The sequence below is a fragment of the Actinocatenispora thailandica genome, from assembly GCF_016865425.1.
GTDB lineage: Bacteria > Actinomycetota > Actinomycetes > Mycobacteriales > Micromonosporaceae > Actinocatenispora > Actinocatenispora thailandica.
Window position 1 is genome coordinate 549,411 of sequence record NZ_AP023355.1, and the last position, 20,923, is coordinate 570,333.

A 20,923-nucleotide genomic window follows, 5' to 3' on the forward strand; every position below is an offset into this window, starting at 1 on the left:
AGAAGTCACTCGGTGGTTCGAACGTCACACGTGATCTCGTTGACGAATGCCTCCCATGCGGCGTGCCGCACGGATAGCACCGGGCCGAGCCGGTCCTTGGAGTCGCGGACAAGAACGTCATGGTCACGGCACCGGACCTCGACGCAGTTGGCCTGTCCCTGACTACGCGTGCTCTTCCGCCAACGTTCGGCCCTTGACCAGTGCTCGATCATGCGCGGCCTCCCTCGACCTTCGGCGGCCGGGATGCCTTGTAAGCACGCTGGAGCACAGAGTACTCAGCCGGGCCGCCTTCGGAAGGACAGGATACCGGCGGACGTATTGGATGCCCAGATCAATTACTTTCCGTATCGTCCCCCAGGACTCGATCCGCAACCCCCTGGATCATGGCAACTGATTCGCGCTCAGAAAGTGCGAAATCGAGGAGCCTGTCGAAGCCTTCGGTGTACTCCCGAATGAGATCTCGTTCTTCGCGAAGCATGACGCTCCGGAACGCCGTGTCAGACTGCAAGATCGGTGCGTCTGCGGGGTCCGAGAACTCGAAGATCTGGAATGGCCCGCTCAGACCCGGGTGCGCGCCTGAACTGAACGGGACGACGCGGATCTCGATGGTGGAGAGAGCAGCGACTTCGGCGACGCTGGCAAGTTGGTCGCTCATCACCTCGCCGCCGCCGACCGTGTGGTGCAGCACCGCCTCGTCCAGGACCGCCACGAAGGTTGGCGGGTCCTTTCGGTCCAGCACGTGCTCCTTGCGCTGCATCCGCAGCTCGACGAGCCGATCGACCGTGTCTTCGTCGAGCTGCTGGATGCCACCGATGCTGACGATTTCGCGTGCGTATTCCTCGGTCTGCAGTAGCGCCGGAACCATCGCTGGGAAGTATCCGAGGATGCGTGCCGCGTCGGTTTCGTATCCCAGATAGTCGAGGTAGTCGGGTGACGAGGCCACGTCGCGAAAGGCGCTCCACCAGGCGCTTTGCTGGCGAGATGCACGGGCGAGTTCGACGAAGAAAGACCGTCGATCTTGGTCCTGCACGTCGTAGAGGTCGAGGAGCGCCTTGAGATCGTTGGTGGAGACGCCTACCTGTCCCGCCTCCAAACGGATGATCTTGGAGAGGGACCAGTCCATCTTCCGGGCGACCTCGGCCTGGCTCTTGCCGGCGCGCTCGCGTTCCTGGCGCAGCTCGGTACGGAGGCGGCGCCGGATGAGTGGGCGCTGGCCAGCGGGCATTTCTACTCCCCGATGAGTAGACGGCGGCAAGGTGCCAGGTTGCAGCTAGCCTTGCTGCTAAGCGGTCAATGCTGAGTGCATGCTATCTCTCCGACATGTCGCTGCCTGCCCGACCCCAACCTTTTCTGTGGTATCTCACCTGGTGAGAGGGTCGGCCTGGGTCGCCCGTACCAGCGCGAACCGGATGGCGTTGAAGACGCGTTCGTCGCGGCTCCAGTACAGCTGCACGGTGTGCCCCTGGTAGTCGGCCCACATCTCGAACGGTCGGGGGCGCAGTCGCCGGATGATCAGTGCGGCGGCGCCGAGGGCGAGTACACCGATCGCGGTCAGGCCGAGCCCGATGGTCCAGGCGGAGGTCTGCAGGCTGCAGCTGCCGGGCAGCACGAACAGCACGGCGAGGATCGCGCAGATCGTTCCGGCCGGGCTGGCCGAACCGCGGGCGATGCGCAGTCCGCGCAGCTCGTTGAGCTGGTAGCGCTGGCCCTGGACGACCAGCTCGTGGCTGGTCACCTGCACGCCGGCGCGGTCGTAGTAGGTGGTCATCGCGGCCACCTCCGCGCCCGGTTTGCCGCCATCTCGGTCCTTGTGGGACTACGAAACAGCAGGGTGGTGGGAGTAACATCCATGACAGCTCTCCGTTCCGGTCAGGCGACGGTGGTGAGCTTCGAGGGCGGTCTCGGCGGCATCCGGTGGCCGCCCTCTCACACGTCTGGCTGTCGTCTCTGTGCATTTGTGCCGGCTTGACGGATGTCGCCGGCTTGCTGGACTTGTCGCCGAGCTCTCGACCTCGTCGTCGACGCCCGCCATAGCGGGGGGATCTCCCTGTGTCCGAGTATGGACCTGCCGTCAGCAAAAGGAAAGACTTCAACCTGCCATATGGCAGATCGTTCTTCGCAGCAGGCTGGCCGGCAGAGTGCCGAGACGCCGCCTGCTGTCGCTCGCATCGCCATACGCAGGGAGAGTGCCGGCAGATCGACGGGCAGCGAAGGGCACCCTTGCTTTCCGCCTCGATCGCCCGGTTTCGGGGCGGTCAGTCGGATCCCCGACAGTTGGCGGCGGGGCCACGCAGCGTGGTCAGCGCGGGGTGGGCGAGGTGCGTTCGTCGACGACCCGGACCCCGTGCGGCACGCTGAACGGCCGGCCCACCACCTGGTCGCGCCAGCCGGTCAGGCTGAACTCGTACCGGTGTCCGCCGGCCACCCCGCGAAACGAGGCCGGCGCGCCGGACAGGGTCAGGCACGCGGTGAACGCGTCGCCCCCGGACCTCACCCGTACGCAGCGGGAACGCTGGCCGGCGATGGTGCGGGTGGTGCCGGCGATCGTGCTGCCGGGCGTCTCGCCGGCGGCCTGGATCAGCCCGAGCATCTGCTGGGCGGTGAGGAAGCGGTGGTCGCTCGCGGTGCCGACCGCGTCGGCGTCCGGCGGCTGCTGGTAGTTGTTCGGCGGCCTGGTCGAGAGCGTGCAGCTGGTGTCGCCGCAGCGCAGCACGCTGAGCACGAGCCGGACGTACCGGCCGGACGAGAAGATGTACGCGATCCGGTGCGGGTCGCCCTGCTGCGCGAGCGTCGCCCGGCTGCCGTCGGACAGCCGGTAGTCGGCCGAGTACGACCGGGTCTGGCCGTGGTCGAGCTGCGCGGCCAGGTCGTTCACCAGCGTCGCCCGGCTGTCCAGGTGGCCCAGCGGGTCGGCCGAACAGCCGGCCAGCAGCACGGCCGCCAGCGGTACCAGCAGGGCGGCCCGGAGCCGACGGACCGGTCCGCGCCACGTGGCCTGCCCGGTAGCCGCCGCCGCACGGCCCCGGCCCCCGGCGTTCGCGGGTGGGCCCGCCGCGGGCAGGGCACCCGAACGATCGGTGGGCGCGGGCACGGCCTTCGCTGGCTCGGCGGTGGCGGGCATGGCACCAAGATTCGCGCGCGGGGTGTGCCGGGCGCAAATCCGACCGGCCGGTCGGTGCGATTCGTCCGGCGTGCCGGAGGCCACCGCGGACGGTCGGCGAGCCGGTTCCGGCCGGCTCGGTGGCGCTGGCTACGCTCGCGGGGAGAGCCGGCCCGGACCTGCGGGCCGGTGACGCGGACCGACCGCAGCGTGGCGGCTGGCGTTCAGGCCCGGTCGACGCGGCAGCGCGGCCCGGGCTGGTGACACAAGGAGAGCGAGGCTACGTGGCAACCATCGAGGGCATCGTCGCGCGCGAGATCCTCGACTCGCGGGGCAACCCGACGGTCGAGGTCGAGGTCGGTCTGGACGACGGGGTGGTGGCCCGGGCGGCGGTGCCGTCCGGCGCGTCGACCGGCCAGTTCGAGGCGGTGGAACTGCGCGACGGGGACAAGTCCCGGTTCGGCGGCAAGGGCGTCGAGCACGCGGTGTCGAACGTGACCGAGGTGATCGCCCGCGAACTGCTCGGCAACGAGGTGTCCGAGCAGCGGCTGATCGACCAGGTGATGCTCGACCTGGACGGCACCCCGAACAAGAGCAAGCTCGGTGCGAACGCGATCCTCGGCGTGTCGCTCGCGGTGGCCCGCGCCGCCGCCGACTCGGTCGGGTTGCCGCTGTTCCGCTACCTGGGCGGGCCGAACGCGCACCTGCTGCCGGTGCCGATGATGAACATCCTGAACGGTGGCGCGCACGCCGACTCCAACGTGGACATCCAGGAGTTCATGATCGCGCCGGTCGGCGCGGCGAGCTTCCGCGAGGCGGTGCGCTGGGGTTCCGAGACGTACCAGGCGCTCAAGGGCGTGCTGAAGTCCCGGGGGCTGTCGACCGGTCTCGGTGACGAGGGCGGTTTCGCGCCGGACCTGCCGAGCAACCGGGACGCGCTGGACCTGATCACCGAGGCGATCGAGAAGGCCGGCTTCACGCCGGGCCGGGACATCGCGTTCGCGATCGACGCCGCGGCGACCGAGTTCTACTCCGACGGTGCGTACCAGTTCGAGGGCGAGGCGAAGACCGCCGAGCAGATGTCGGAGTACTACGCCGAGCTGCTCGACGGGTACCCGATCGTGTCGCTGGAGGACCCGCTGGCCGAGGACGACTGGGCCGGCTGGGAGCACCTGACCACGGCGGTCGGTGGCCGGGTGCAGCTGGTCGGCGACGACCTGTTCGTCACCAACCCGGAGCGGATCGCGCGCGGCATCAACGACGGCGCCGCCAACGCGGTACTGATCAAGGTGAACCAGATCGGTTCGCTGTCGGAGACGTTCGACGCGGTGACGCTCGCACACAACAACGGCTACCGGACGATGATGAGCCACCGGTCCGGCGAGACCGAGGACACCACGATCGCCGACCTGGTGGTGGCGATGGGCTGCGGGCAGATCAAGTCCGGCGCGCCGGCCCGCTCCGAGCGGGTCGCCAAGTACAACCAGCTGATGCGGATCGAGGAGGAGCTGGACGACGCGGCGCGGTACGCCGGCGCCGACGCGTTCCCGCGCTTCACCCGCTGAACGCAGACAGTGGCACCGCGGCACCCCGCCCGCCGCGGAGCCTGAACGGGAGGCAGTGATGGCGCAGCGCGGCCGGTCCGGTACCGGCAACGGCCCCGGTCGGCGGCCGGGCCGACCCGCGGCCGGTCGCGCCGCACCACCCCGGCGCGGTCGCGACTCGGCCGGTCGGCCGGGTGCCCGCCGCACCGGCGCCACCCGTACCCGGGCGCCGCGGCCCGGTGGCCGGTTCACCGGGCGCGCGGTGGTGCTGGCGCTGGTGTTCGTGGCGTTGATCCTGGCCTACGCGTACCCGGTGCGGACCTATCTGGGCCAGCGGGCGCAGATCGCCGAGCTGACGGACGCCCAGGCGCAGCAGCGGGAGCGCATCGCGAAGCTGCGCGACCAGCGCGCCAAGTGGGACGACCCGCAGTACGTGGAGGCGCAGGCGCGGCGCCGGCTGCGGATGGTGCGCCCCGGCGACAAGGTGTACGCGGTGTACGGCGACCCGCAGAAGTCCGGCGGGAACGGTTCGGACGACCGCCGGGTCCGCTCCGACGGCCCCTGGTACGGCAAGGTCTGGTCCAGCGTGCAGGGCGCGGACCGGTGAGCGCGGCCGGATCGGTCGGCCCGCCGGTGCGCGAGCCGGTCACGCCGGCCGCGACGGCGGCGATGTCCGCGCAGCTCGGCCGGCCGCTGCGGGGCGCCGCGGCGGTGACGCACCGCTGCCCGTGCGGCAACCCGGACGTGGTCGAGACCAGCCCACGGCTGCCGGACGGTACCCCGTTCCCGACGCTGTTCTACCTGACCTGCCCGCGCGCCGCGGCCGAGGTGAGCCGGCTGGAGTCGGCCGGCACGATGCGGGAGATGACCGCGCGGCTGGCCGACGACCCGGACCTCGCGGCCCGGTACCAGGCGGCGCACCACGACTACCTGCGGCGACGGTCCGAGCTGGCCGAGGTACCGGAGATCGCCGGGGTGTCCGCGGGCGGCATGCCGACCCGGGTCAAGTGCCTGCACGTGCACGTCGCGCACGCGCTGGCCGCCGGGCCCGGCGTCAACCCGTTCGGCGACGAGGCGCTCGCGACGATGGCGCCCTGGTGGGCGGACGGCCCCTGCGTGTGCCCGGACGAGGAGGACCCGACCGCCGGCGCGGGCGACGAGGACCGGACCGTGCGCGTGGGCGACGAGGCTCGGACCGCGGGCGACGAGGCCCGGACCGCGGGCGACGAGAGCCGGACCGCGGGCGAGGCCGACGGCCCGGCCGCCGGCGGGACCGCGGCGACCCGATGAGCGGGTGGACGTCGCGGCGGGTCGATGTGAACCCGCTGAGCGGGTGGGAGTCGCGGCGGGTCGACGCGGACCCGGTGCGCGGGCGGCCGGTGCCGAACGCCGTGCCGGTACGGACCAGGGCGAGCCTCGGAGGCGACGATGACTGAGCGGGTCGCGGCGATCGACTGCGGTACCAACTCGATCCGGCTGCTGGTCGCCGACCGGGCCGGCGACCAGCTGACCGACCTGGTCCGCACGATGGAGATCGTCCGGCTCGGCGAGGGTGTCGACCGCACCGGAATGCTCGCGCCGCAGGCGATCGAGCGCACCCGCAAGGCGCTGACCGGGTATGCGGCGCGGATCCGCGAGCTCGGCGCGGCCCGGGTGCGGATGGTCGCCACCTCCGCCAGCCGGGACGCCGGCAACGCGGCCGAGTTCCGGGCGATGGTGCTCGACGTGCTCGGCGCGCCGCCCGAGGTGATCACCGGCGACGAGGAGGCGGCGCTGTCGTTCGCCGGCGCCGTCGCCGGGTTGCCCACCGACCTCGACCCGCCGTACCTGGTGGTGGACATCGGCGGCGGTTCCACCGAGTTCGTCGTCGGCACCGGTACCGCGGAGGCGGCGATCAGCGTCGACATCGGTTGCGTCCGGATGACCGAGCGCTACCTGCACTCCGACCCGCCGACCGGGGCCGAGATCGCCGCGGCGCGGGAGCACGTCACCGAGGTGGTGGACGGCGCGCTCGCCGCGGTGTCCGCGCGCCGGGCCCGCACCCTGATCGGCCTGGCCGGTACGGTCACCACCATCGCCGGGATAGCGCTGGACCTGCCGGGGTACGACTCGACCCGGATCCACCACGCCCGGATCGACCGCGCGCAGGTGGACCGGATCGGTACCGAGCTGCTGGCGCAGACCCGGGCGCAGCGGCGCTCGATCCCGGTGATGCACCCGGGACGCGCCGACGTGATCGGCGCCGGCGCGCTGATCCTTCGTACCGTGCTGGAGCGCGCCGGGTGCGACGGGCTCGTCGCGTCCGAGCACGACATCCTCGACGGCATCGCGCTCTCGGTCTGACCCCGGACCCGGCGCCGTGGCCTGGGCGGGCAGGATGTCGGCATGGTGGCGGTGCAGCGGACCGAGTTCGGATGCCACGTGGTGCCGGGTTCCGGGTTTCCCGGTGACGTGGCGGATCCGGGTACCCCGGTGGCGACGGATCGGGCCGGGGTGGCGGACCTGGCGGCGGGTGCCGGGGACCTGACCGCGCTGGCGGCCCGCAGTTCGGTCTGCCGGGCCTGCAGCCGGCTGGTCGCCTGGCGCGAGGAGGTGGCCGAACGCAAGCGCGCGTCGTTCGCCGACCAGACGTACTGGGGGCGGCCGGTGCCGAGCTTCGGCGCCGCCGACGCCCGGATCGTGCTGCTCGGCCTGGCGCCGGCGGCGAACGGGGCGAACCGGACCGGCCGGATGTTCACCGGCGATCGCTCCGGCGACGTGCTGTACGCGGCGCTGCACCGGGCCGGGCTGGCCAGCGCACCGCGGAGCGTGTCCGCCGACGACGGGCTGGTACTGCACCACACCCGGCTGTGCGCCCCGGTGCGGTGTGCCCCGCCGGAGAACAAGCCGACCACGCTGGAACGAGACACCTGCCGGTCCTGGTTGGACCGGGAGCTGGCGCTGTTGCGCGGCACGGTACGGGTCGTGGTCGCGTTGGGGCAGTTCGCCTGGAATGCGTACTGGGCCTCGGCATCGGCGCTGGGTGAGCAGGTGCCGAGGCCCCGGCCGCGGTTCGGTCACGGCGCCGAGTATGTCGGTTCCGAAATAATGTTGCTGGGCTGTTACCACGTCAGCCAGCAGAACACCTTCACGGGGCGGCTGACGACGGGCATGCTGGACGACGTGTTGGGCCGCGCCCGCACGCTGGCCGGCATCTAGCCGTCGATCCGCCCCGTTGAGCGGGATCAGCCGCCGGTCGCTGGCGGTGCCTGGCCGATCGGCGACGGGAGTGTCAGGTTGCGTCGAGGGCTGCGATACCTGCCGGTGGTGCTGATCCTGCTGCTGGTCGTGGTGGCTGCGCTCGGCGCCAACGCGCGCGGCCCGCGGGTCACTCACGTGGCGCCGCTCCCGATCCGCCCCACGGTGTCGACCAGCGGCAGCCCACCCGCCCAGCCGAGCCGTAGCGTCGTCCGGCCGCCGCAGCCGCACGACTCCGGTCCCGGGACCACGGTGCTGATCGTGGTGATCGCCGCACTGTGCGCGCTCGCCTACGGAGCGATCATGCTCTACCTGATGCTGGCGCTGCGAGACGGCCTGGTGCTGCGGCGCCGGCGCCATCCGGAGCCGGACCCCGAACCGGAGGAGCCGGACGCGCCGACCGCGGACGAGGTGCGTGCCGCGATGGCAGCCAGCCGGGCGGCGTTGATCGAGGGCGACGACCCGCGGGCGGCGGTGATCGCCTGCTGGCTGACGCTGGAGGAGCTGGCGTCCCGCGGCGGCGTCCCGCGGTCGGCCTCCGACGTCCCCGGCGACCTGGTCGGCCGGATGTTGGGGGTGGCCCGCGACCCGTCCGGCGCGCCGCGGTTCCGGGCGCTGACCGGGCCGGCCGAGCGAGCCCTGACCGACCTCGCCGAGCGGTACCGCGCCGCGCGGTACGCGCCGGCCCCGGTCACCGAGGCGGACCGCGCGGCGGCCCGCACCGCGCTGGACCGGCTCGCCGCCGAACTGTCGGTGCGGGACGCGGCACCCACCGGCGGTGCCCAGTGAGCGAGCCTGGGCGAGCGACTCGGGCCCGCTCCGTTGGTGTTCCGACGGAGGAGGAACGCCCATGAGTGAGCGTGCGCGAGCGAGTCGTGGGTGCCGTGCGTCGTGTCTCGTTGGTGTTCCGACGGAGGAGGAACGCCAATGAGCTTCTCGTACGGGCAGATGATGGCGCCGGGCAAGCGCGACCCGATGCGCAAGCCGTACCAGCCGTTGCGGATCACGCCCGGCTGGGTGATCGGGATGGTGCTGGTCGCGCTGGCCGGCGGCGACGTGCTGTGGCGGATGCTGCAGGTGGTCCAGGTTCGCCTGCCGTACGGGATGACCGATGCGCTGATCCTCGCCGTGGCGTTCGGCTACCGGGTCGCGGTGGCGGTGCACGGCCCGCCGGAGCCGTTCCCGGCGGCCGGGGCGGCGCCGACCACCGAGCTGTCCGACCGGCCGTTCGCCGCGGTGCGCCGCTGGGAGGACCGGCTCGCCTGGACCCACGGCGACCCGGTCAGCTTCGATCGTACGGTGCGCGAGCGGCTCGCCGCGCTGGTCGACGAGCGGCTCCGGATCGACCACGGTACCGACCTGTCCGGCGCCGGCCCGGGCGGTACGACCCGGGTCCGCGCGCTGCTTGGTGATCCACTGTGGACACTGCTGACCGAGCCGACCGAGCAGGCGCCGAGCCGGGCGCAGCTGACCGAATCGGTACGAACGATGGAGCGACTGTTCGCCCAGGACGGAGGCAACCGGTGAGCGGACCGGTCAACACCCAACCCGAGGCCGAGCCGGCGCCGCTGCCGGTCGCCGAGGCCGGCGCGCTGGCCCGGCAGGTGCTCGACGCGGTCGGTACGGTCGTGGTCGGCAAGGCGGAACCGCTGGCGCTGGTACTGGCCGGCATCCTGGCCGGCGGCCACGTGCTGCTGGAGGACTTCCCGGGGCTGGGCAAGACGCTCGCGGCCCGGTCGTTCGGCCAGGCGCTCGGGTTGTCGTTCCGCCGACTGCAGTTCACCCCCGACCTGCTGCCGGCCGACGTCACCGGCTCCTTCCTGTACGACCAGTCGACCGGCGACTTCGAGTTCCGGCCCGGCCCGATCTTCACCAACCTGCTGCTCGCCGACGAGATCAACCGGACGCCGCCGAAGACGCAGGCGGCGCTGCTGGAGGCCATGCAGGAGAAGCAGGTCAGCGTCGAGGGCACCACCTACCCGCTGCACCCGCCGTTCCACGTGCTCGCGACGGCGAACCCGATCGAGTACGAGGGCACGTACCCGCTGCCGGAGGCCCAGCTGGACCGGTTCCTGCTGCGGGTCTCGTTCGGCTATCCCAGCGCCGACGACGAGTGGGGCGTGCTGCGCAACCGGATGTCGCGCCGCCGGGAGGAGACCGAACTGGCGCCGGTGGTGGACGCGCGGACGCTGCGGGCTCTCCAGGCCACCGTGGAGACGATCGCGGTGGAGGACTCGATCGGCCGCTACATCGTCGATCTGGTCACCGCGACCCGGTCGCATCCGCAGGTGATGGTCGGTGCCTCGCCGCGTGGTTCGCTCGCGCTGCTGCTGTGCGCGCGGGCCCGGGCGCTGCTCGCCGACCGGTCCTACGTGATTCCGGAGGACGTGAAGGCGTTCGCGGTGCCCGCGCTGGCGCACCGGGTCTCGCTCAAGCCGGAGGTCTGGTTGCGCCGGGTCGAACCGTCGCACGTGGTGGCCGAGGTGGTCGCGGCGACCGCGGCGCCGGCCAGCGGCGCCCGGCCCAGCTACGACACGTCCACTGTGGACGACGCGGCGGCGCGACCGCCGGAGCCGGCCGGTTCCACCGCCGGCCCCGACCCGGTCTACCGCTACACCGAGCCGCCGAGGGGGCAGCGCTGAGCGAGGTCGGCCTCTGGGTGCGCACCCAGGACAATCCGCAGCCGCCGCAGCCGGGCGAGCAGCCGGTGCTGCGCGGCCCCAGCGAGGACTCGGCGGTGTACGACTGGGTGCCGACCCGCGCGCTGCGCCGCGCGGTGGGCATGGCGCTGGTGCTGCTGATCGTCGGCGTCACCGTCGGCCGCCTCGATCTGGTGGTGCTCGCCCTGCCGTTCGTGCTCGGCGCCGGCTGGGGGCTGGCTCACCGGCCGCACCGGGTACCGGCCGCGGAGCTGACGGTGGACACCACGATCAGCGCCGAGGGCGGCACGGTGCTCGGCCGGGTGTCGATCGACAACCCGGATCCGGCGCCGTTGAGCGGCGTCGCGGTGCGGACCCCGGCGAGCCGCTGGCTGCGGATGCGCACCGGCGCCGGCGAGTACATGGCCGCGGTGCCCGGCCGGTCCGGTACCGACGTGCTGATCGAGGGGCGCGCGATGCGCTGGGGCCGGCACCGGATCGGCCCGGTCGAGGTGCGCGGGTACGCGGCGGACGGGTTGCTGCGCAGCCGCCCGGTGCGGCTGCCGGCGGTGACGGTGAAGGTGCATCCGGTGGCGCAGCCGTTCGAGGCGGCCGACGCGATGCCGAAGGCGGCCGGGATCGCCGGCACGCACCGGTCCCGCCGCCCCGGCGAGAGCGGCGAGCTCGCCGGCGTCCGCCCGTACCAGCCGGGGGACCGGCTGCGCCGGGTGGACTGGCGGGTGTCGCTGCGCAACCGCGAGCTGTACGTGAACGCGACGCTGTCCGAGCGGGACGCCGAGGTGGTGCTGGTCCTGGACGTGTTGCACGAGGCGGGCCGCTCGGCCGGCCCCGCCGCCGCGTCGGTACTGGACACCGCGGTGCGCGCCGCCGCCGGCATCGGCGAGCACTACCTGCACCGCGGTGACCGGGTCTCGGTGCTGGAGTTCGGCCCGTCCGCCCGGTACCTGCGGGCGAGTTCCGGCCACCGGCAGTTCCTGACCCTGCTGGAGTGGCTGCTGGACGTCCGGGTCTGGCCGTCCGGCGCGGCGCCCACCTCCCGGCTGCTGTCGCCGCGCCTGCTGCCGCCGAACGCGCTGATCCTGTTCCTCACCCCGCTGCTGGACGAGCGCAGCTCCACGATGCTCGCTCAGCTGGCCCGCACCGGCCGGTTCGTGCTGGCGGTGGACACCCTTCCGGAGGGTGCCCGGCCGGCGCAGACCAGCGAGTGGACCGAGCTGGCGTACCGGTTGTGGCGGTTGGACCGGGCGAACCTGATCGGCCGGCTGCGCGAGGCGGGGGTACCGGTGGTGGCGTGGGCCGGCGCCGGCAGCCTGGACGAGGTGCTGCGCGACGTGACCAGGATGGCCGCCGCTCCCCGGGCGGTGCTGCGATGACGGCCGACGACACCCGGCCCGCGGCGTCCGGCGGGCGCCGCCGGCTCGCCGCGCTGCGGCTGTCCCCGACGGTGACCCGGGCCGAGCAGGCGGTGCAGCGGGGCGCCGACCGGGTGCGCGCGATCGCTCCCGGACCCGCGCTGGTGCGGGGGTCGGTGCTGGTGTTCGGGGTGCTCGCGTTGATCGTTGCGATGACCGGGCCGATGCGCGGCAACGGCTGGTCCTACCTGGTCGCGGTGGCGCTCGGGCTGGTCGCCGCGGTCCGGGCGGACGGTCCGTGGGTGACCGCCACCGAGCTGATCGTCGTCGGGGTGTGGGTGCTCGGCGGGCTGGTCTACCACGAGCAGCGTGGCCTGCTCGGTACGTTGCTGCTCGCCGCGCTGCTCTACCTGCATCACGGGACCGCGGCGCTGGCGGCGACGCTGCCGATCCGCGGTCAGCTCGCCCCGTCCGTACTGCTCGGTTGGCTGGCCCGGACCGGCGGCGTGCTGCTGGTGACGGTGGCGTTCGCGCTGGCCGCCTCGGTGCTGTTGCCGCCGTCCGGTACCGGCCACAACTCGATCCTGCTCCCGGTGATCGGCCTGCTCGCCGCGCTCGGCGCCGCGGTCGGCGTCGCGTACCTGCTGCACCGCCGGCACCGCTGATCCTCGCCGCGGCGCGGTCGATCGTGGCGTCGTCCGCTCGGGCAAGCGCTTGCTGGCCAGCCGACACCATGATCGACCGTCCCGGCGTGGGGGACGTGACACCGGCATTGCCGCGCGCGGTGATCTCGGCGGGCATACCCTGGGTGGGGCTCGCCGCCAGCCGCGCTCGGTGACGGGCCTGGACCGGCGCGCGGCCCGGGGCGGTCGTGGCGCGCAGCGGTACGACGCTCGGAGGTCGCGGCGTGGCGCAACGCATCGTGGTGGTCGGCGGTGGGCAGCTCGGTCTGGAGTTCGCGCACCGGATATCGAAGAAGCTGCATCCGGGGGAGGCGCAGGTCACCGTCGTCGACCCGCGCTCCAACATGACCTACCAGTCGTTCCTGCCGGAGGCGGCGGCGGGCAGCATCGAGCCACGGCATGCGGTGATTCCGCTGCGCCGGGTGCTGCGTCGCTGTCGCGTCGTCGGCGGTACGGTCACCCGGATCAGCCACGCGGACCGGATGGTCAGCGTGCAGCCGCTGATCGGCCCGCCGCGCGAGCTGCCGTACGACCAGCTCGTGGTGTGTCCGGGCGGCATCACCCGCACCGCGCCGGTGCCGGGGCTGGCCGAGGAGGCGGTCGGGTTCCAGAGCATCGGTGAGGCGATCTGGCTGCGCAACCGGGTGCTGGAGCGGCTCGACGTGGCCGCCGCGACGACCGACCACGCGGTCCGGGACCGGGCGCTGACGTTCGTGTTCGTCGGCGGCGGGTACGCCGGTGTCGAGGCGGTCGCCGAGCTGGAGGACATGGCCCGGGACGCGATCCGCTACTACCCGGAACTCACCCTGGCCCAGATGCGCTGGGTGCTGGTCGAGATGGCCGACCGGATCATGCCCGAGGTCGACCTGGATCTCGCCCAGTACACCGCGCGCGAGCTCGGCATGCGCGGTCTCGACGTCCGGCTGTCCTGCCAGCTTGAGTCCTGTGTGGACGGACACGTGGTGCTGTCCGACGGTACCGAGTTCGACTGCGACACGATCGTCTGGACCGCCGGGTTGAAGCCGAGTCCGATGCTGCGCGACACCGACCTTCCGCTGGACCGGCGGGGCCGGGTGGTGTGCAACGCGCGGCTGCAGGTGGTCGCGGACGGCATGCCGCTGCCGGGGGTGTGGAGCGCCGGGGACAGCGCCGCGGTGCCCGACCTGACCAGCCCGGACCCGACCGCGCTGTGCGGCCCGACCGCGCAGCACGCGGTCCGCCAGGCCCGCACGCTGGCCCACAACGTGCTCGCCACGCTGCGCGGTGGTGCGCCCGTCGAGTACCGGCACGCCTACGTCGGCAGCGTCGCCAGTCTCGGCCTGCACAAGGGCGTGGCGCAGGTGTACGGCGTGAAGGTGCGCGGCTGGCCGGCCTGGTTCATGCATCGCAGCTACCACATGACCCGGATCCCGACCCTGAACCGCAAGGTACGGGTGATCGCCGACTGGACGCTCGCCCTGGTGCTGAGCCGGGAGACCGTCGCGCTCGGCGAGTTGCACGAGCCGCGGCAGCGGTTCGAGCGCGCCGCGTCCGGTGGATCCACCGGCGCCGCCGGCTCCTGAGCAGCGGCGGCGGCCCGGTCGCGGCGGCGGGCCGGGCCGCGGTCGCCTCAGCGGTGCGTGCCGGTGGCGATCGCGGACAGCTGCGGCAGCAGCCACGGCGCGACGATCTGCTGGTCGCCCTGCGGGGTCAGGTGCAGGCCGTCGCTGCGGACCTGCACGCCGTGGATCGACCAGGTGAACTTCCCGGCCGGGCAGAGCACGTGGTTGAGGTCGAGCACGGTGGCGTGGTGCGCGGCGCCGACCCTGCGCAGCAGGGTGTTCCAGGCGTCCACCCGGGCCGGCTGGTCCTCGCCGTACAGGCTGCCGTCCGGCCGCTCGGCCCGGTGCGTGTACGGCGCGGTCAGCAGCACCACCGCGGCGCCGCGCGCCGCGACGGTCCGCACCGCGGTGGTCAGCTGCTTCGTCAGGTACGCGTCGTACCCGGGCTGGCCGACGTGCTGGTAGCGGCCGTTCAGCCGGCGGTCCATCAGCTCCCAGCGGTCCAGCAGGATCACCGACACGTCCGGGTCGTCCGCGGTGACGCCGGACTTCCAGCGGCTCGGCCACCGGGTACAGCCCGGATAGTTGGTGTGCGGGCCGCCCAGTTCGAGGATGTCGGGCAGGGTCGCGATGCCGCAGCCCTCCAACGCCCGGACGTGCACGTTCAGCCCGGGGTGCGGCGGCAGGTAGGTGCCGAGCGTCCAGGACACCGAGTCGCCGAAGAAGTCGATCCGCGGTTCGCGCCCCGGCGCCCGGCCGGGCCGCCGCACCGGCGCCACCGGGGCCGGTGACCGGCTGGGCACCACCACCGGTTTGCCGCCGCCACCGGCGGCACGCACCGGGCCGCCGCCGGGCAGGCCCGCGGTCGCGCCGAGCACGACGACCGCCACCAGCGCCATCCCGGTCAGCACCCCGGCCGGGGCCAGCCGGCTGCCCCGGGGTACCAGCCGGCCCCGCCGGATCGGCAGCTCGACCAGGAAGTACGAGCCGATCGCGATGGCCAGCGTGATCCCGCAGCGGACCGCGAACAGCCCGATCCCGGCGAACCCGAGCCGGGCCGCGGAACAGAACACGAACACCGGCCAGTGCCACAGGTACACGCCGTACGAGATGCGCCCCAGCGCGACCATCGGCCAGCGGGACAGCACCCACGCGGTCGGCGACCCCGGCGACAGGACGGCGTGCGCGATCACCACGGCGACGGCGACGGCGATCGCCGCGAACCCGCCGCGGTACTGCCAGTCGGTCGCGCCGGTCGCGTGCGAGGCCGCCCAGCACAGGCCGAGCACCGCCAGTACGGTCGCGGCGCCGAGCAGCGGGTGTTCGACCCGGCGGCGGCCGGCGCGGCGGTGCCGGCCGGCGTTCGCCGCCGGCATCCGGTGCTGCAGCAGGACCGCCAGCGCGCAGCCGGTCAGCAGCGCCACCGCCCGGGTGTCGGTGCCGTAGTAGGCGCGGCTGGAGTCCGTCGGTGCGTACAGCAGCCAGCAGAGCACCGTGGACACCGCGCCGCCGGCCAGGCAGATCCCGAGCAGCACCCATCGCCGCGCCGCCGCCGGCGGCGGCGGCGCGCCCCGGCCGCGCCGGAAGCCGGCCACGCCGACGAGCACCGCAAGTACCACCAGCGGCCAGATCAGGTAGAACTGCTCCTCGATGCCGAGCGACCAGGTGTGCTGCAGCGGGGTCGGCGTCGCGGTCTGCGCGAAGTAGTCCGAGCCGCGGAAGATCATCCGCCAGTTGGCGACGTAGCACAGCGCGGCGAGCGCGTCGCCGCGCACCGGCGGCAGGTCGCCGGACGCGAGCAGGAAGCGGGACGCCGGTACCACCACGGCGAGCATCAGCAGCAGCGCGGGCAGCAGCCGCCGGGCCCGCCGGCCCCAGAACGCCGCCAGCCGGATCCCGCCGGTACCGGCGATCTCGGCGAGCAGCAGCGACGTGATGAGGAAGCCGGACAGTACGAAGAACGCGTCGACGCCGATGAAGCCGCCGGGCACCGCTGCCACGCCACCGTGGTAGACGAGTACCGCGGCCACCGCGAACGCGCGGACGCCGTCCAGCGCCGGCCGGTGCGCGAATCGTGTCGTGCCCTGCGCCATGACCTGCTCCTGTGGTGCCGGGGGTTCTCCCAGGTCCCCTGCCCCACCCTGCCCAACGGTCCGCCGGCGCGTGGCCGTTTGACCGAACTCGCCGACCCGGACGGTCGGTCGCTCCGGGGCGGTGACGTGACGAACACTGCGGTTCGGCGCGTCCCGAATGGGATGCACCGCGCCGCGGGAACTGCCAGGCTTGGGGCATGACGGATGCCGAACGGGTGGATGTGGTGGTGCTCGGCCTTGGTGTCGGCGGCGAGGAGGCGGCCGGTCGTCTCGCGCAGGCCGGCCTGTCGGTCGTCGGCATCGAGCGACGGTTGGTCGGCGGCGAGTGCCCGTACTTCGCCTGCGTGCCGACGAAGATGATGGTCCGGGCGGCGGACCTGCTCACCGACGCGCGCCGGGTGGGCGAGCTGGCCGGCCACGCCGACGTCCGGCCGGACTGGGGCCAGGTCGCCCGGCGGATCCGGGACGAGGCCACCGACGACTGGAACGACCAGGTCGCGGTGGACCGGCTGGTCGGCAAGGGCGTCCGGTTCGTCCGCGGCGAGGGCCGGCTCACCGGGCCGGACACCGTGGCGGTGCGGCCGGCCGACGGCTCCGGCGAGCTGGTCTTCCGGGCCGATCGCGCGGTGATCGTCGGCTCCGGTACCGAACCGGCCGCGCCACCGGTCCCCGGCCTCGCCGACACGCCGTACTGGACGAACCGGGACGCGGTGCGCGCCACCGAGCTGCCGGCGTCGCTGCTGATCCTCGGCGGCGGTCCGATCGGCTGCGAGTTCGCGCAGGTGTTCGCCCGGTTCGGGGTGGCGGTGACGGTGCTGGAGGCGGCCGACCGGCTGCTGCCCGGCGAGGAACCCGAGTCGTCGGACCTGGTCCGGTCCGCGTTCGCCGCGGACGGCGTCACGGTCCGCACCGGCACCGCGGTCGAGCACGTCGGGCACGACTGGCGCGGGTTCACCGCCCGGGTCGGCGGCGAGGAACACGTCGCCGGCCGGCTGCTGGTCGCGACCGGCCGGCGGACCGAACTGGCGGAGCTGGGGATCGCGGCGGCCGGGCTGCCCGACGGCAAGTTCATCGCCACCGACGACCGGATGCGGGCGGGCGGCGCGCTGTACGCGGTTGGTGACGTCACCGAGCACGGCGGGTTCACGCACATGGCGATGTACCAGGCGGACATCGCGGTGCGCGACATCCTCGGCCAGGGCGGCTTCTCCGCCGACTACCGCGCGGTGCCGCGGGTGACGTTCACCGATCCGGAGGTCGGCGCGGTGGGGTTGACGGCTGCGCAGGCCGCGAAGGCCGGCATCGACACCCTGATCGGTACCGCCGACGTGGCGGCCGAGACCCGGGGCTGGATCCACAAGGCAGGCAACGCCGGCGTGGTCAAGCTGGTCGCCGACCGGGACCGCAACGTCCTGGTCGGCGCCACCTCGGTCGGACCGTGCGGCGGTGAGGTGCTCGCCGCGCTGACCCTGGCGGTCCACGCGGAGGTGCCGATCGACCGGCTCCGGTCGATGATCGACGCGTACCCCACGTTCCACCGCGCGATCGGTACCGCGGTGGCGTCGCTAGGCTGATCAACATCACAGGACCGCCACGTCCGGTGGCGCTGCGCTGACGGATACGGTGATTCCGACGCGCCCGGGTGGTGGAAGAGGCAGACACGGCCGCCTTAAAAGCGGCTGCCGAAAGGCGTGCGGGTTCGAGCCCCGCTCCGGGCACCCCAGGGAGTGCCCGCACCGCCGGCCGGCCGCACCGGGCGGGCGGCCGGTCAGCGGGCCGCGGCGAGGTGGCCGAGCAGGTCGTCGAGCGGCGCCGGGACCGCGGCCGGGTCCAGCGCGCTGGCGAGCAGCGTCGCGTAGCGCAGCTTGCGGTGCGAGCGGGTGCCGACGAAGCGCCGGAGGATCGCCACCTCGGTCCAGTCGCGCTGGGCGGGCTGGCGGCGCAGGGTCTGCAGCGAGCGCAGCTCGCCGGCGTCCGCGATGATCCGCTCGACCGCCGGGATCCCGAGGGTGCGGATCAGCTCGCCCTCCAGGTCCTCGACGCAGGCGAAGAAGCCGAGCCGGGCGAGCCCGGCACGGGTCAGCCCGGTGCCGGCGCCGGCACGTTCCAGCGCCCGGCGCACCACGTGTTCCTCGCCCACGTCGTACAGCCCGGCGAGCGCGACGCCGAGCCCGCCGGGGCCGAGCAACCGGACGAAGTGCCCGATGTTGGTCACCCCGCCCATCGGTACCACCGCGATACCCTCGGCCGGCAGGTCGCGCCCGCGCCGGGCCGCGACGATGCGCACCGCGGCAGCGTCGCTGTCGCCCTCGACCAGGACCGCGGTGCGGATCCCGGTCGGGATCCGCGCCGTCGTGGTCGTGACGACCGCCGGCTCCGGCCTGCTCTCCATCCGCCCATCGTGCCCGTACCGGAGCCCCGCGCACCACGTGCTTTCCGGGCGCGCCGCGCCGCCGGGCGGCACCTCGTAGGGTGTGGTCGTGAGCGACGAGCTGACTGGCGCGGTGGTGGAGATCTTCACCGACGGCGCCTGCGTGCCGAATCCGGGGCCGGGCGGCTGGGGTGCGCTGCTGCGCTACGGCGAGCACGAGAAGGAGCTGTGCGGCGGGCAGGTCGAGTCGACCACCAACAACCGGATGGAGCTGACCGCGCCGACCGAGGCACTCAACGCGCTGACCCGGCCGGCCCGGGTCGACCTGTACACCGACTCCACGTACGTGCGGAACGGGGTCACCGGGTGGCTGGCCAAGTGGAAGCGGAACGGCTGGCAGACCGGTGCCCGGCAGCCGGTGAAGAACGAGGACCTGTGGCGCGCGCTGGACGCGGCGACGAGCCGGCACCAGGTGGCGTGGCACTGGGTCAAGGGCCACGCCGGGCATCCCGGGAACGAGCGCGCCGACCGGCTCGCCGCCCGGGGCCTCGGCGACGCGTTGCGCGCCGCGGGTCTCGACCTGCCGGCGGCGGCGACCCGCTCGGTCGCCCGCCCCGGCCGTCCCGGTGCGTCCCGCCGCCGGGTCCGCAACGGCTGACCCCGGCGGGTATCGCGGCGCTGCCGGCCGGCGCGGTCCGCCATCCGCTGCCGTGGCTTGACCTTGCCGTAGCGGCAACGTTTCTACTGGTGGCATGCGGATCGGAGAACTCGCCGCGCTGGTCGGGGTGTCGACCCGGACGGTGCGCCACTACCACCACACCGGGCTGCTGCCCGAGCCGGTACGGCTGTCCAACGGCTACCGCGAGTACCGCCTGGCGGACGCCGTCCGGCTGGCCCGGGTCCGGCGGCTGACCGAGCTGGGGCTGTCCCTGGACGAGATCGCCGACGTGCTGGCCGACGACGCCGGCCGCGAGATCCGCGAGGTGCTGGCCGAGCTCGACGCCGACCTCGCCCGGCAGCAGCGGGTACTGGCCGAGCGGCGGGCCCGGCTGGCCGAGCTGCTGGCGGCGGACCGGATCGACCCGGACGCGACCGCGGTACCGGAGTTCGCCGAGGTCCTCCGCGGGCTGCCGGTCGCCGGATCCCGGTTCGCCGAGCTGGACCGCGATCTGCTGGCGCTGGCGGCCGCGACCGCGGGGCCGGGGCAGGCGGCCGAGTTCGCCGACCTGCTGCGGCCGGCGCTGACCGGGGCGGCGGCCGACCGGCTGCCCGAGCTGTACCGGCGGCTGGACGAGCTGGCCGACGCCGATCCGGCCGACGCGCGGGTCGCCGCGCTCGCCGCGGAGCTCGTCGAGATCCTGCCGGCCCGGTTGACCGGCGCGCTCGCGGACGGCCTGCACGATCCCGGGCAGGCTCGCTGGTTCGACGCCCTGTCCGCCGAGTTGAGCGTCGCTCAGTCGGCGGTGATTCGTACCGTCGGTGCGCTGGCCCGGGACCGCCGATGAACGCGCGGCAGCCGGCCCGCGACCGGCTCGGTGCCGCGTCGGGGGCGCGCACGGCCGCACCGCTCCGAGCCCACCGGGGGCGGGTCCGCGCGGCGCTCCAAGTGCTCCGTGGCCGGGTGGTCCCCTTGCCGCGGGCGTTCGGTGGCCGGGTGGTCCCGTTGCTGTGGATGCTCGGTGGCCGGGTCGTCCCGGCGCCCCGGGCGCGGTCCGAGCGTGCCGTGCCGCCGCTGGTACGCCGGCTGGTCGCGATCGACGCCGCCGGCACAGCGAGCCTGCTGCTGTGGGTTCGGCGTCGCCGGCACGGGGTGCCGCCCGACGCGGTCGCGGTGCCGTACGTGGCCGCCCAGTTCGGGCTGCTGGTCACGTTCGCGGTGCTGACCGCGGTGGAGCTGGTCGGGATCGAGCTGTTGCTGCGGGCACTCGGGGTGCCGGCCGCGGTGCGGGTGCCGCTGCTGGTTCTCGACGGGTACGGGGTGCTCGCCGTGCTGGGGATCCTCGCCGGCTGCGTGACCCGGCCGCACGTGGTGACCGCCGGCGAGGTGCGGATCCGGTACGCGGGGCTGTTCGACCTGCGCATCCCGCGCCACCTGGTGCTGCGGGCGCGCCGGATCCGCCGGTACGACGAGCGCGGCATGGTGCGCGTCGCGGGCGGCGAGCTGTCGGTCGCCGTCGCCGCCCAGACCAACGTCGAGCTGACGCTGCGCGAGCCGGTCCCGGTCACCCGGCCGCTGGGCCGCCGCGCCGAGGCGCACACGGTACGGCTGTTCGCCGACGATCCGGCGGCCGCCCTCGCCGCGCTGGCGGCGCACCCGGCCGCCTCGTCCTGAGCGCCCGTCG

The 20,923-nt window shown here is 73.8% G+C and carries 19 protein-coding genes, 1 tRNA gene and 2 pseudogenes; 16 read left to right on the forward strand and 6 right to left on the reverse strand.

Annotation, left to right across the window (positions count from 1 at the left end; genetic code table 11):
• Nucleotides 1-5 precede the first annotated feature (5 nt).
• From Athai_RS02520 to Athai_RS02535, 4 genes are all read right to left on the reverse strand, one after another.
• Nucleotides 6-212, reverse strand: coding sequence for a DUF397 domain-containing protein (locus Athai_RS02520; protein WP_203959964.1), 207 nt, complete (start codon nucleotides 210-212; stop codon nucleotides 6-8).
• Nucleotides 213-331: 119 nt separating this feature from the next.
• On the reverse strand, nucleotides 332-1,225 hold the full coding sequence (locus tag Athai_RS02525; protein WP_203959965.1) for a helix-turn-helix domain-containing protein: 894 nt from the start codon (nucleotides 1,223-1,225) through the stop codon (nucleotides 332-334).
• Nucleotides 1,226-1,360: 135 nt separating this feature from the next.
• Nucleotides 1,361-1,768, reverse strand: coding sequence for a DUF6232 family protein (locus tag Athai_RS02530; protein ID WP_203959966.1), 408 nt, complete (start codon nucleotides 1,766-1,768; stop codon nucleotides 1,361-1,363).
• Between the two features lie 531 nt (nucleotides 1,769-2,299).
• Entirely contained in the window at nucleotides 2,300-2,935 is a 636-nt protein-coding gene (locus tag Athai_RS02535; protein WP_203959967.1) for a hypothetical protein, read from the reverse strand.
• A gap of 449 nt (nucleotides 2,936-3,384) precedes the next feature.
• Between Athai_RS02535 and eno the strand changes: the two genes are divergently transcribed.
• The 11 genes and pseudogenes from eno to Athai_RS02590 all read left to right on the forward strand — a co-directional run bounded on the left by eno (nucleotide 3,385) and on the right by Athai_RS02590 (nucleotide 14,138).
• The gene (gene eno / locus Athai_RS02540) at nucleotides 3,385-4,665 is read left to right on the forward strand and encodes a phosphopyruvate hydratase (RefSeq protein WP_203959968.1); all 1,281 of its coding nucleotides are present in this window, start codon (nucleotides 3,385-3,387) and stop codon (nucleotides 4,663-4,665) included.
• A gap of 58 nt (nucleotides 4,666-4,723) precedes the next feature.
• The gene (locus Athai_RS02545) at nucleotides 4,724-5,251 is read left to right on the forward strand and encodes a septum formation initiator family protein (RefSeq protein WP_203959969.1); all 528 of its coding nucleotides are present in this window, start codon (nucleotides 4,724-4,726) and stop codon (nucleotides 5,249-5,251) included.
• Nucleotides 5,252-5,313: 62 nt separating this feature from the next.
• Nucleotides 5,314-5,763 (forward strand): annotated as a pseudogene (locus Athai_RS02550) (DUF501 domain-containing protein); the annotation flags it as partial.
• 309 nt (nucleotides 5,764-6,072) lie between these two features.
• The gene (locus Athai_RS02555; protein WP_203959970.1) at nucleotides 6,073-6,987 is read left to right on the forward strand and encodes a Ppx/GppA phosphatase family protein; all 915 of its coding nucleotides are present in this window, start codon (nucleotides 6,073-6,075) and stop codon (nucleotides 6,985-6,987) included.
• Between the two features lie 42 nt (nucleotides 6,988-7,029).
• Complete coding sequence (locus tag Athai_RS02560; RefSeq protein ID WP_203959971.1) at nucleotides 7,030-7,842, forward strand: uracil-DNA glycosylase; 813 nt, start codon at nucleotides 7,030-7,032, stop codon at nucleotides 7,840-7,842.
• A gap of 78 nt (nucleotides 7,843-7,920) precedes the next feature.
• The gene (locus Athai_RS02565; protein ID WP_203959972.1) at nucleotides 7,921-8,670 is read left to right on the forward strand and encodes a DUF4129 domain-containing protein; all 750 of its coding nucleotides are present in this window, start codon (nucleotides 7,921-7,923) and stop codon (nucleotides 8,668-8,670) included.
• A gap of 138 nt (nucleotides 8,671-8,808) precedes the next feature.
• Entirely contained in the window at nucleotides 8,809-9,408 is a 600-nt protein-coding gene (locus Athai_RS02570) for a hypothetical protein (protein ID WP_203959973.1), read from the forward strand.
• 41 nt (nucleotides 9,409-9,449) lie between these two features.
• Nucleotides 9,450-10,412, forward strand: a pseudogene (locus Athai_RS02575) (AAA family ATPase); the annotation flags it as partial.
• Between the two features lie 128 nt (nucleotides 10,413-10,540).
• Nucleotides 10,541-11,914, forward strand: a complete 1,374-nt coding sequence (locus tag Athai_RS02580; RefSeq protein ID WP_420829758.1) for a DUF58 domain-containing protein — start codon at nucleotides 10,541-10,543, stop codon at nucleotides 11,912-11,914.
• Entirely contained in the window at nucleotides 11,911-12,558 is a 648-nt protein-coding gene (locus Athai_RS02585) for a hypothetical protein (RefSeq protein ID WP_203959974.1), read from the forward strand. Before Athai_RS02580 ends, Athai_RS02585 begins: the two co-directional genes overlap by 4 nt.
• Nucleotides 12,559-12,800: 242 nt before the next feature.
• Nucleotides 12,801-14,138 carry an NAD(P)/FAD-dependent oxidoreductase gene (locus Athai_RS02590; protein WP_239156671.1) on the forward strand — a complete coding sequence of 446 codons (1,338 nt, stop codon included), beginning with the start codon at nucleotides 12,801-12,803 and terminating at the stop codon, nucleotides 14,136-14,138.
• A gap of 47 nt (nucleotides 14,139-14,185) precedes the next feature.
• Here Athai_RS02590 and Athai_RS02595 read toward each other — a convergent pair whose 3' ends face one another.
• On the reverse strand, nucleotides 14,186-16,210 hold the full coding sequence (locus tag Athai_RS02595) for an SGNH/GDSL hydrolase family protein (protein ID WP_203959975.1): 2,025 nt from the start codon (nucleotides 16,208-16,210) through the stop codon (nucleotides 14,186-14,188).
• A gap of 197 nt (nucleotides 16,211-16,407) precedes the next feature.
• Here Athai_RS02595 and Athai_RS02600 point away from each other — a divergent pair, with 197 nt between their 5' ends.
• Together Athai_RS02600 and Athai_RS02605 are read left to right on the forward strand one after the other, a co-directional pair.
• Nucleotides 16,408-17,784, forward strand: coding sequence for a dihydrolipoyl dehydrogenase family protein (locus Athai_RS02600; RefSeq protein ID WP_203959976.1), 1,377 nt, complete (start codon nucleotides 16,408-16,410; stop codon nucleotides 17,782-17,784).
• A gap of 62 nt (nucleotides 17,785-17,846) precedes the next feature.
• Nucleotides 17,847-17,928: transfer RNA gene (locus Athai_RS02605), tRNA-Leu, on the forward strand.
• A 50-nt stretch (nucleotides 17,929-17,978) separates the two neighbouring features.
• Here the strand turns inward: Athai_RS02605 and Athai_RS02610 are convergent.
• The gene (locus tag Athai_RS02610) at nucleotides 17,979-18,602 is read right to left on the reverse strand and encodes a TOPRIM nucleotidyl transferase/hydrolase domain-containing protein (RefSeq protein ID WP_239156672.1); all 624 of its coding nucleotides are present in this window, start codon (nucleotides 18,600-18,602) and stop codon (nucleotides 17,979-17,981) included.
• Between the two features lie 88 nt (nucleotides 18,603-18,690).
• On the opposite strand from Athai_RS02610, the gene rnhA reads away from it, so the two are divergent.
• The 3 genes from rnhA (at nucleotide 18,691) to Athai_RS02625 (ending at nucleotide 20,913) form a co-directional block, all read left to right on the forward strand.
• On the forward strand, nucleotides 18,691-19,239 hold the full coding sequence (gene rnhA / locus Athai_RS02615; RefSeq protein WP_203959977.1) for a ribonuclease HI: 549 nt from the start codon (nucleotides 18,691-18,693) through the stop codon (nucleotides 19,237-19,239).
• Nucleotides 19,240-19,333: 94 nt separating this feature from the next.
• The gene (locus tag Athai_RS02620) at nucleotides 19,334-20,086 is read left to right on the forward strand and encodes a MerR family transcriptional regulator (protein WP_203959978.1); all 753 of its coding nucleotides are present in this window, start codon (nucleotides 19,334-19,336) and stop codon (nucleotides 20,084-20,086) included.
• A 149-nt stretch (nucleotides 20,087-20,235) separates the two neighbouring features.
• On the forward strand, nucleotides 20,236-20,913 hold the full coding sequence (locus tag Athai_RS02625; protein ID WP_203959979.1) for a hypothetical protein: 678 nt from the start codon (nucleotides 20,236-20,238) through the stop codon (nucleotides 20,911-20,913).
• Nucleotides 20,914-20,923: the final 10 nt, after the last annotated feature.

Excerpts from the sequence above, each read along its gene's own strand:
- Athai_RS02520 (WP_203959964.1), bottom strand. The coding sequence starts at position 212 with ATGATCGAGCACTGGTCAAGGGCCGAACGTTGGCGGAAGAGCACGCGT.
- Athai_RS02525 (WP_203959965.1), bottom strand. The coding sequence starts at position 1,225 with ATGCCCGCTGGCCAGCGCCCACTCATCCGGCGCCGCCTCCGTACCGAG.
- Athai_RS02530 (WP_203959966.1), bottom strand. The coding sequence starts at position 1,768 with ATGACCACCTACTACGACCGCGCCGGCGTGCAGGTGACCAGCCACGAG.
- Athai_RS02545 (WP_203959969.1), top strand. The coding sequence starts at position 4,724 with ATGGCGCAGCGCGGCCGGTCCGGTACCGGCAACGGCCCCGGTCGGCGG.
- Athai_RS02555 (WP_203959970.1), top strand. The coding sequence starts at position 6,073 with ATGACTGAGCGGGTCGCGGCGATCGACTGCGGTACCAACTCGATCCGG.
- Athai_RS02560 (WP_203959971.1), top strand. The coding sequence starts at position 7,030 with ATGGTGGCGGTGCAGCGGACCGAGTTCGGATGCCACGTGGTGCCGGGT.
- Athai_RS02570 (WP_203959973.1), top strand. The coding sequence starts at position 8,809 with ATGAGCTTCTCGTACGGGCAGATGATGGCGCCGGGCAAGCGCGACCCG.
- Athai_RS02585 (WP_203959974.1), top strand. The coding sequence starts at position 11,911 with ATGACGGCCGACGACACCCGGCCCGCGGCGTCCGGCGGGCGCCGCCGG.
- Athai_RS02595 (WP_203959975.1), bottom strand. The coding sequence starts at position 16,210 with ATGGCGCAGGGCACGACACGATTCGCGCACCGGCCGGCGCTGGACGGC.
- Athai_RS02600 (WP_203959976.1), top strand. The coding sequence starts at position 16,408 with ATGACGGATGCCGAACGGGTGGATGTGGTGGTGCTCGGCCTTGGTGTC.
- Athai_RS02610 (WP_239156672.1), bottom strand. The coding sequence starts at position 18,602 with ATGGAGAGCAGGCCGGAGCCGGCGGTCGTCACGACCACGACGGCGCGG.
- Athai_RS02620 (WP_203959978.1), top strand. The coding sequence starts at position 19,334 with ATGCGGATCGGAGAACTCGCCGCGCTGGTCGGGGTGTCGACCCGGACG.